Origin of the sequence: Vibrio sp. 10N.222.52.B12, from assembly GCF_002875385.1 — a bacterium.
Taxonomy (GTDB): domain Bacteria; phylum Pseudomonadota; class Gammaproteobacteria; order Enterobacterales; family Vibrionaceae; genus Vibrio; species Vibrio jasicida.
In genome coordinates this window covers 1-9018 of the sequence record NZ_MDAW01000099.1, presented here as the reverse complement: position 1 = coordinate 9018, position 9018 = coordinate 1, and the positions used below count along the sequence as shown (strand labels likewise).

The 9018-nt window shown below is 45.9% G+C and carries 5 protein-coding genes and 1 pseudogene; 1 reads left to right on the top strand and 5 read right to left on the bottom strand.

The genetic code is table 11. The features are described 5' to 3' along the window. Nucleotides 1-12: 12 nt before the first annotated feature. The 5 genes and pseudogenes from BCT11_RS06575 to glnA form a co-directional block, all read right to left on the bottom strand. Nucleotides 13-1647: pseudogene (locus tag BCT11_RS06575) on the bottom strand (diguanylate cyclase); the annotation flags it as partial. 112 nt (nt 1648-1759) lie between these two features. Beyond that, complete coding sequence (gene glnG / locus BCT11_RS06570; RefSeq protein ID WP_038870027.1) at nt 1760-3163, bottom strand: nitrogen regulation protein NR(I); 1404 nt, start codon at nt 3161-3163, stop codon at nt 1760-1762. Nucleotides 3164-3222: 59 nt separating this feature from the next. Further along, nucleotides 3223-4233, bottom strand: coding sequence for a nitrogen regulation protein NR(II) (gene glnL, locus BCT11_RS06565; protein ID WP_230677714.1), 1011 nt, complete (start codon nt 4231-4233; stop codon nt 3223-3225). Nucleotides 4234-4399: 166 nt separating this feature from the next. Continuing rightward, nucleotides 4400-4981: a DUF4124 domain-containing protein gene (locus BCT11_RS06560; RefSeq protein ID WP_038870031.1), complete on the bottom strand. Its 582-nt coding sequence runs from the start codon at nt 4979-4981 to the stop codon at nt 4400-4402. 197 nt (nt 4982-5178) lie between these two features. Then, the gene (gene glnA, locus BCT11_RS06555; RefSeq protein WP_038870033.1) at nt 5179-6588 is read right to left on the bottom strand and encodes a glutamate--ammonia ligase; all 1410 of its coding nucleotides are present in this window, start codon (nt 6586-6588) and stop codon (nt 5179-5181) included. 529 nt (nt 6589-7117) lie between these two features. Here glnA and typA point away from each other — a divergent pair. Continuing rightward, nucleotides 7118-8947, top strand: a complete 1830-nt coding sequence (gene typA, locus BCT11_RS06545; protein ID WP_038870035.1) for a translational GTPase TypA — start codon at nt 7118-7120, stop codon at nt 8945-8947. The last annotated feature ends 71 nt before the right edge of the window (nt 8948-9018 follow it).

The window sequence follows — 9018 nt, the reverse complement described above, 5'->3', positions numbered from 1 at the left end:
TTTTTATCCCGAGTTCAGGTTGATTACTACTGTTTCACCATCGAGTATGAAAGGCGCAGCAAGCAATTGCTGTAAGCGTCTTTCCATTAAACGAATATCACCGTCGCTGTGCATGTTTGGCATAAAGACCGCAAACTCATCACCACCAATACGAGCTAGCGTCGCTTCTTCTTTCAACTGTTGCTTAAGGCGCTCAGCAACATGGATCAGGAGCTGATCACCATTGTGATGGCCGACACTGTCGTTGATATCCCTAAATTTGTTGATCCCAATGAGATACAAACTGCCTTGCTCTGCATGTGAGTTGTTTTCACTGACTTCAATGAGTCCTTGGCGGCTGTAGAGACGGGTTAATGAGTCGAATTCGAGCTGCTCTCGCAACGCTTTGAATGACGCTTTTAGATTACTGGCCATTTCATTAAAGGCTTGTACAAGGATGGTGGTTTCGTAGACATAGCCAGGGCGAGGCATCGTACTGTCCCAATCCCCTTTAGCCAGATGCTGCGCTGCTGTAGCGGTAGCATTGATAGGACGAGTGACGCGATTGAAGATCAGTAGACTGACAACGATGCCAAATAGACTCACTAAAAAGCCAACCATCCAACTCCTTTGTTGGCTCTTGGGCAAGGTGCCGAGTAATTCACTCTCAGAGATGGAGGTGCCGATAAACCAAGTTAAGCCATTGCTGTCATGATAAGGCGTGATACGACTAAAAGTGCGCTGACCATTAAAGTCGAATTCGAACGTATAGGGTTTATCTGTGTAATTCAACACCTGTCCGCTAACTCGAGCAGCACTCATTTTTATGATTGGGTCGGCACTCTCTGATGCAAGCAAACGCTGGCCTTTATCGGAGAACTTAGTACCCCATGAAATCACACTGCCTTGTCCTGAGTGAGCAACTAAACGATGCTGTTGGTCCATGATATAGACGGAAGCATTGGTCTCTTGCTTTAACTCTTGTAAGAACTGATTGAAAGTGTTGATGCGTATATCTGTGACCAAGACGCCAGCAAATGTACCCATTTCGTAAACCGGTGTCATCGCAGAAAGAGTGATGTCTTGACGCTCATCAGCATTGGCATAAATCGATGACCAATGGGCTTTATGGTCTTGTGCTACGGGTTGATACCAAGGGCGAGTTCTTGGGTCATAAGGGGCGATGATAGTACGAATATCATCACTGACTTCTTCACTACCATAAATCACCAAACTGCCTTTGGTTCGGTAGTCTTGCACCATCAGGGTATATGCATCGGCTGACTCGCGGCGAAAACCGGTAAAGTCACCCGTTTCTGAGCCAAAAGCGATCACATCGAGTTGCGGTATCGAGTGGTACAGATCTTTAAATGCGCTGAGCAAATAGGATTGAATGTCTTTCGTGTCATTCGGGTGGTAAAGGTTGTGATAACTGACGTTGTGGCCGAGTGCAGCGACGGCGGTAAAAGGTTTGCGTAAGTAATCATTCAAATGGTCGTGAACACTTTCTGTGAGTACAGAAAGTTGTTTATCACTGATGTCGGTAACAACTTCTTCGTAGCTCTGCTTTTGGACGTAAACAATCACACCGATAGCCAGCAAAAAAATCATCACAAAGGGGATGAGAACAGCAGTACGTAGTGTAATTTGAGTCGTCGCGTTAGACATTGCCTAGTCACAAAAGGGATGGTGTGCCGTAATTGTACTGACATTTAGGTTATCAAGCGAGATGAAAAGTTTGCGCTTGATAACCATGCTCTAACGTCGTGACCGCTCGAAATCAGTACAGCTCTTTTAACTTTCTGGTTAAGGTATTGCGTCCCCAACCTAGTACTTTAGCGGCATCTTGCTTGTGACCTTTAGTATGTTCTAGCGCAGCTTCCAATAAAATGCGTTCAAATTCTGGTAAAGCGAAGGAAAGTAGTTCTTTATCCCCAGCTTCTAACGCGTGGCGTGCCCAGTCCGCTAATTGTTCTTGCCAACTGCCACTGCTTGTCTCGGTGATGATTTTTTTCTCTTCCAATAATTCTGCGGGCAGATCGCTTGGTAGCACTTCACTACCACTTGCCATTACGGTTAACCAACGACAAATGTTTTCTAATTGGCGCACGTTACCCGGCCAATCAAGACGATTAAGAATGTCGACAGAAGAAGGGTGCAAGGCTTTGGTTTCGACACCGAGCTCATCAGCCGCACGAACCAAGAAGTGTTGCGTTAACTTTTCGATGTCTTGTTTACGCTCTCTTAGCGCGGGGATTTGAACTCGAATAACGTTCAAGCGGTGGAATAAATCCTCACGGAAATCGCCTTCGTGGACCAATTTTTCTAGGTTTTGGTGGGTAGCAGCGACAATACGAACGTCGACTTGAATGGGTGAGTGGCCACCCACTCGATAAAACTGACCGTCGGCTAAAACACGTAATAAGCGAGTTTGAATATCTAATGGCATATCACCAATTTCATCCAAAAACAGCGTGCCACCATTGGCTTGCTCAAAGCGACCTTGGCGAACACTGTTTGCGCCAGTAAATGCGCCTTTTTCATGGCCGAACAATTCCGACTCAATTAAGTCTTTTGGAATCGCGGCCATATTGAGAGCAATAAAAGGTTTGTTGGCGCGCGGACTATGGCGGTGCAGAGCATGAGCTACCAGTTCTTTACCTGTACCTGATTCGCCGTTGATCAAAACGGAAATGGAAGAGCGAGATAGGCGACCGATGGCGCGAAACACTTCCTGCATCGCCGGTGCTTCACCGATGATTTCTGGTGTGTCGGTTGGAATCTCTTCTGGGAGCAATTGCTCACGTTTGTTTTCTTGGCTGTGGGCTATTGCACGTTCAACCAGAGTGAGGGTTTCATCAATATCAAATGGTTTTGGCAGATATTCGAATGCGCCTTTTTGGTAAGCATTTACAGCGGCGTCTAAATCCGAATGTGCCGTCATGATGATGACAGGTAGATCAGGATAGTCATGCTGAACTTGCTTTAGTAGCTCTAGTCCGTCGATACCCGGCATACGGATATCCGAAACCAACACGTCTGGTACTTCGCGCTCTAGCGCCATCAGTACACTTTCCCCGTCCGCGTAGGTTTCGCATTTAATGTTGGCTGATGAGAGTGTTTTCTCCATCACCCAGCGAATCGAACTGTCGTCATCGACGACCCAAACATATCCTTTACTCATGTATAAATCCTTGCAGCGAAAGCCTAAAAACTGACGAATACCAAAACCATTTAGCGTGGTCAGATTGGCAAATAAATCGTAAAAGTGGTGTGACCTGGCCAGCTTTCGACATCAATCTTGCCGTTGTGCTGGTCGATCAGGTTTTGTGAGATAGACAGTCCGAGCCCTGTTCCACCTTCACGGCCACTGACCATGGGATAGAACAACGTATCTTGTAATTCTGGTGGGATACCCGGACCGTTATCGGTGATTTCTATGCGAGCAGCGAGCTTGCAGCGTTGGCCGTGAATATTGGCTTGGTGCACCGTTCTGGTGCGTATGGTGATTTTACCGTGTTCTTGGTGAGACAGTATTTGTGCGGCATTACTAACAATATTGAGCATCGCTTGCTCAATTTGGTCTGCATCCATTAGCAACTCTGGCAAGCTTGGATCGTAATCGCGTTCAACTACCACCGAATGCTGAGATTCCAGCTCAACCAATTGGCGTACCTTCTCCAACACTTGGTGAAGGTTCTCTTGCGTTTTCTTGCCTGGTTTTTGTGGCCCTAGCAAGCGATCGACTAATGCTCTCAAGCGGTCGGCTTGTTCAATAATGATGTGGGTGTATTCCGTCAAAGAAGGATCGGGCAGCATTTTCTCCAATAGCTGTGCCGCGCCGCGTAGACCGCCCAGTGGATTCTTGATCTCATGTGCTAAGCCTCGCACCAACAACTTAGCCGCTTGTTGTTGAGCGTGTTGATTAAGCTCTTGAGTGAGTCGGCGTTGTTGATCTATCTTTCGCATCTCAACCAACAGCATTAATTGTTTTTGCCATGTGATTGGGCTGACGGTGACCTCTAACATTAAAGGCCGGCCATCGACAACAAAGGTAACGTCGCTGTCGGTAATACTTTGACCGCTTTGTAGTGGCTGGGTCAGTAAAGCCAGATCCAAAGACGCATGTTGAATCAATTGAGACAGTGATTGCTCGACAATGCGCTTAGCGCTTTGTGAAAACAGCAACTCAGCCGAAGGGTTGGCATAACGTACCGCCAATCCATCATCGAGAATCAACGTCGCTGTCACCATGTTATTGAGGATGGCACTGGAGAGACTAGTATCCACATTACGTCCTTGTTTGCGTTGTGATTGTGCGTTGCACTATATTGGTGCAATAGAACGTAAGTATGGCGAATAAATCTCAGAAGAAAAAGTGAAAAGCAGCGCGAGCGTGCGTTTTTTCTCACTTAATATTCTACTTTGCCCCTTTAATGGTCGGCTTGATACTCGCTCTATGTAAATGCACCGTTATAGGGCTAGTAGATGCAATAAGCTTGCCGCTTCTTTTCGCTTGTACCGCAAGGGTGTGAGTACCACGGTCAATGTTGCTAAGTTGCCAAGTGAGGCGGCTTTGAGGGGCTCCATAAGGCTTGCCATCAAGGATGAGTTGCAGTTGCTCTCCAATCCCTAGTTTGCGGTTGGCATCCAGTTGGATGTTGATTAACCCATTGTTACTTCTTATGGTTTCGTCATGTTGAGGTGTGAGCATGGATAGGGAAAGCGGCACAGGCTTTTCGGTTTTTGCTTTCGGTGTATCAGCAGTCTCTTTTGGTACGCTGGCTTGAGGTGTTAAAGACTCCGTACTTTGTACCCGGGGAGCAGGTGCACTAGCCTCTAGGTTGGGAAGTGAAATGGTTTTTGCACCTTGATTGGGGGTGTCACTAAAGTGGATGACCCCGTCCTTATCTACCCAAGTGTAAGCGACTTGGGCACCAGCGGTCGACGCCATCAGCAAGGTACTGAGCGCGTACAGGGTTGGTAAAAGCTGAACTTTCATTGCTCACCTTCTTTTGATCGATGATTTCACATTTCGGTTGCCTAGAACCTTGATCCATAAAGATAAAAGATTCAGGCGTATTTTTGTTATCTCTTCATGTTAAACGGGCAACTTAGTTGAGCGTATACAAAAAAGGCCCGCCTGCGAGGCGAGCCTAATATTTTGTAACTGTGTTTACATTTTACACAGCTTAGACCTTATACAGAGTAGTAAAGTTCGAACTCAAGTGGGTGAGTTGTCATGTTTACTTTCTCAACATCTTGCGCTTTCAGGCTGATGTAAGAATCGATGAAGTCATCAGAGAATACGCCGCCAGCTGTTAGGAACTCACGGTCTGCATCTAGTTCTTCTAGAGCGTCTTTTAGTGAGTAAGCCACTGTTGGGATTTCTGCTGCTTCTTCCGCTGGAAGGTCGTACAGGTCTTTATCCATAGCTTCGCCTGGGTGGATCTTGTTCTTAATACCGTCAAGACCAGCCATTAGCATTGCTGCGAAACATAGGTATGGGTTTGCTGCTGGGTCACCAAAGCGAACTTCAATACGACGTGCTTTAGGGCTTGGTACCACTGGGATACGGATAGAAGCAGAACGGTTACGCGCTGAGTAAGCTAGCATAACTGGTGCTTCGAAGCCTGGTACAAGACGCTTGTACGAGTTCGTTGATGGGTTAGCGAATGCGTTGATTGCACGAGCGTGTTTGATGATACCGCCAATGTAGTAAAGCGCCATTTCAGATAGGCCGCCGTACTTATCACCAGCAAATAGGTTAACGCCATCTTTTGCTAGAGATTGGTGAACGTGCATACCAGAACCGTTGTCACCAACTAGTGGCTTAGGCATGAATGTCGCTGTCTTACCAAATGCGTGTGCAACGTTGTGTACAACGTACTTGTAGATTTGGATTTCGTCTGCTTTTGTTGTTAGTGTGTTGAAGCGAGTTGCGATTTCGTTTTGACCCGCAGTTGCTACTTCGTGGTGGTGCGCTTCAACAACTAGGCCCATCTCTTCCATTACTAGACACATTGCAGAACGGATGTCTTGAGATGAATCCACAGGAGCTACTGGGAAGTAACCACCTTTAACGCCTGGACGGTGACCTTTGTTACCTTCTTCGTAATCAGAACCTGTGTTCCATGCTGCTTCTACGTCATCAATCTTGAAGAAAGAACCAGACATGTCAGTTGCGAACTTAACGTCGTCAAATAGGAAAAACTCTGGCTCAGGACCGATAAGTACTGTGTCAGCAACGCCTGTAGAGCGCATGAAGTCTTCAGCGCGTTTAGCAATAGAGCGTGGGTCGCGATCGTAGCCTTGCATTGTTGCAGGCTCAAGGATGTCACAACGGATGTTTAGCGTTGCATCTTCAGTGAATGGGTCAAGCACTGCAGAAGATGCATCTGGCATCATAACCATGTCTGATTCGTTAATGCCTTTCCAGCCAGCAACTGATGAACCATCGAACATTTTACCTTCTTCGAAGAAGTCTGTGTCGATCTGGTGAGCAGGGATAGAGATGTGCTGCTCTTTACCTTTTGTATCAGTGAAGCGTAGGTCAACAAACTTAACTTCGTTCTCTTGGATCAGTGATAAAACGTTTTCTACTGACATCGTGGATAACCTCCAGTGTTAATAAAGCGGTAAAGCTCGATTTATGAAATCTTGATTAAATCCAGCATTGATTAATCTGTTTGACATTTTATTAATCGATGCTGGTTTCTCTAAAGCCAAAACCGTGCCAAAAAAAATATTCCATTAATTTCAAGGGATTATGTTTTTAGATCCTAGTTTGGTGCAAACGATTGCACCAAAATGATCTGACTTTGCACTAAAATGGTGCGCATTTAAATTATTGCACCACAATGTGACAAACACGTTGCTTATTTAGTCCAGTTTTTGAGTGAGAGTCAATTTGTATTACGCAACGATTGGAATAAAATTGCGTTGAATCAATTCGCTTTAATAAGGAAAGTGGGTATTAAGCGTAAATTTCGCAGAAAAGCTCGGGAGTAGATCACATATTTCTATGCTTTTTGCTAAAATCTGGTACATTATGGCCGTTTTTTTAATCAGCAAATGTCACCAGAGAGCACCCGTTCTCAGCGTGGGGGCATTTCATCTATCTAAGTGAATCAAATCCATGGCTACTCCACAGATTGATAAATTAAGAAATATCGCGATCATCGCGCACGTTGACCACGGTAAAACAACACTGGTTGATAAACTACTGCAACAATCAGGTACTCTAGAGTCTCGCGGCGAAGCTGAAGAGCGAGTCATGGACTCAAACGACATCGAAAAAGAACGTGGTATTACCATTCTTGCTAAAAACACAGCAATTAACTGGAATGATTACCGCATCAACATCGTAGATACTCCGGGACACGCGGACTTCGGTGGTGAAGTAGAACGTATTATGTCGATGGTAGACTCAGTACTACTTATCGTTGACGCTGTTGATGGCCCGATGCCTCAAACGCGTTTCGTAACACAAAAAGCATTTGCACACGGCCTTAAGCCAATCGTTGTAATCAACAAGATTGACCGTCCAGGTGCTCGTCCTGATTGGGTTATGGACCAAGTATTCGACCTATTCGACAACCTAGGTGCAACTGACGAACAGCTAGACTTTAAAGTTGTTTACGCTTCAGCACTAAACGGTTGGGCTACTCTAGAAGAGGGCGAAACTGGCGAAAACATGGAACCGCTATTCCAAACTATCGTTGACGAAGTAGCCGCTCCAGAAGTTGACCTAGACGGTCCACTACAGATGCAAGTTTCTCAGCTAGACTACAGCTCTTACGTTGGTGTTATCGGTGTTGCTCGTGTAACTCGTGGTAGCGTTAAGCCAAACCAACAAGTAACAGTTATCGGTGCTGACGGTAAAACGCGCAACGGTAAAGTGGGTACGGTAATGGGTTACCTTGGTCTAGAGCGTCACGAAGTTGAGCAAGCGAACGCTGGTGATATCATTGCAATCACTGGTCTTGGTGAGCTGAAAATCTCTGACACTATTTGTGCTCAAAACCAAGTTGAAGCGCTACCAGCACTTTCTGTTGATGAACCAACAGTAACGATGACGTTCCAAGTAAACACGTCTCCATTCGCGGGTAAAGAAGGTAAATTCGTAACTTCACGTAACATCCTTGAGCGTCTAGAGAAAGAATTGGTACACAACGTAGCACTGCGCGTTGAGCAAACAGACGATCCAGACAAATTCCGCGTTTCAGGCCGTGGTGAACTTCACCTATCTATCCTGATCGAAAATATGCGTCGCGAAGGCTTTGAGCTTGCTGTATCTCGTCCAGAAGTAATCATCAAAGAAGAAGATGGTCAGCTAATGGAACCGTTTGAAACAGTAACGATTGATGTTCTTGAAGAGCACCAAGGCGGCATCATGGAAAACATCGGTCTACGTAAAGGTGAGCTGAAAGACATGGCACCAGACGGTAAAGGCCGTGTGCGCATGGACTTCGATATGCCTTCTCGTGGCTTGATCGGTTTCCAAACTGAATTCATGACGCTAACGTCAGGTTCTGGTCTTCTTTACCATACGTTTGATCACTACGGCCCACACAAAGGCGGTAACATCGGTCAGCGTATCAACGGCGTACTAATCGCTAACGCAATGGGTAAAGCACTGACTAACGCACTGTTTAACCTTCAAGAACGTGGTCGCCTATTTATCGGTCACGGTGTAGAAGTTTACGAAGGCATGGTTATCGGTATTCATAGCCGCGATAACGACCTAACAGTAAACGCTCTGAAAGGTAAGCAGCTAACCAACGTTCGTGCATCTGGTACTGATGACGCTCAGGTTCTAACTCCACCAATCAAGCACACTCTTGAGCAAGCTCTAGAGTTTATTGATGAAGATGAACTAGTAGAAGTAACGCCAGAAAGCATCCGTATCCGTAAGAAATTCCTAACAGAAAGCGACCGTAAACGCGCTTCTCGTGCAGGTAAATAATCTGTTTTAACGGATTCGATTAAGAAGAAACCCCGAGTTATGCTCGGGGTTAATTATATGGTCCGCCTCAC

Excerpts from the sequence above, each read along its gene's own strand:
- BCT11_RS06560 (WP_038870031.1), bottom strand. The coding sequence starts at position 4,981 with ATGAAAGTTCAGCTTTTACCAACCCTGTACGCGCTCAGTACCTTGCTG.
- glnA (WP_038870033.1), bottom strand. The coding sequence starts at position 6,588 with ATGTCAGTAGAAAACGTTTTATCACTGATCCAAGAGAACGAAGTTAAG.
- glnL (WP_230677714.1), bottom strand. The coding sequence starts at position 4,233 with ATGGTGACAGCGACGTTGATTCTCGATGATGGATTGGCGGTACGTTAT.
- glnG (WP_038870027.1), bottom strand. The coding sequence starts at position 3,163 with ATGAGTAAAGGATATGTTTGGGTCGTCGATGACGACAGTTCGATTCGC.
- typA (WP_038870035.1), top strand. The coding sequence starts at position 7,118 with ATGGCTACTCCACAGATTGATAAATTAAGAAATATCGCGATCATCGCG.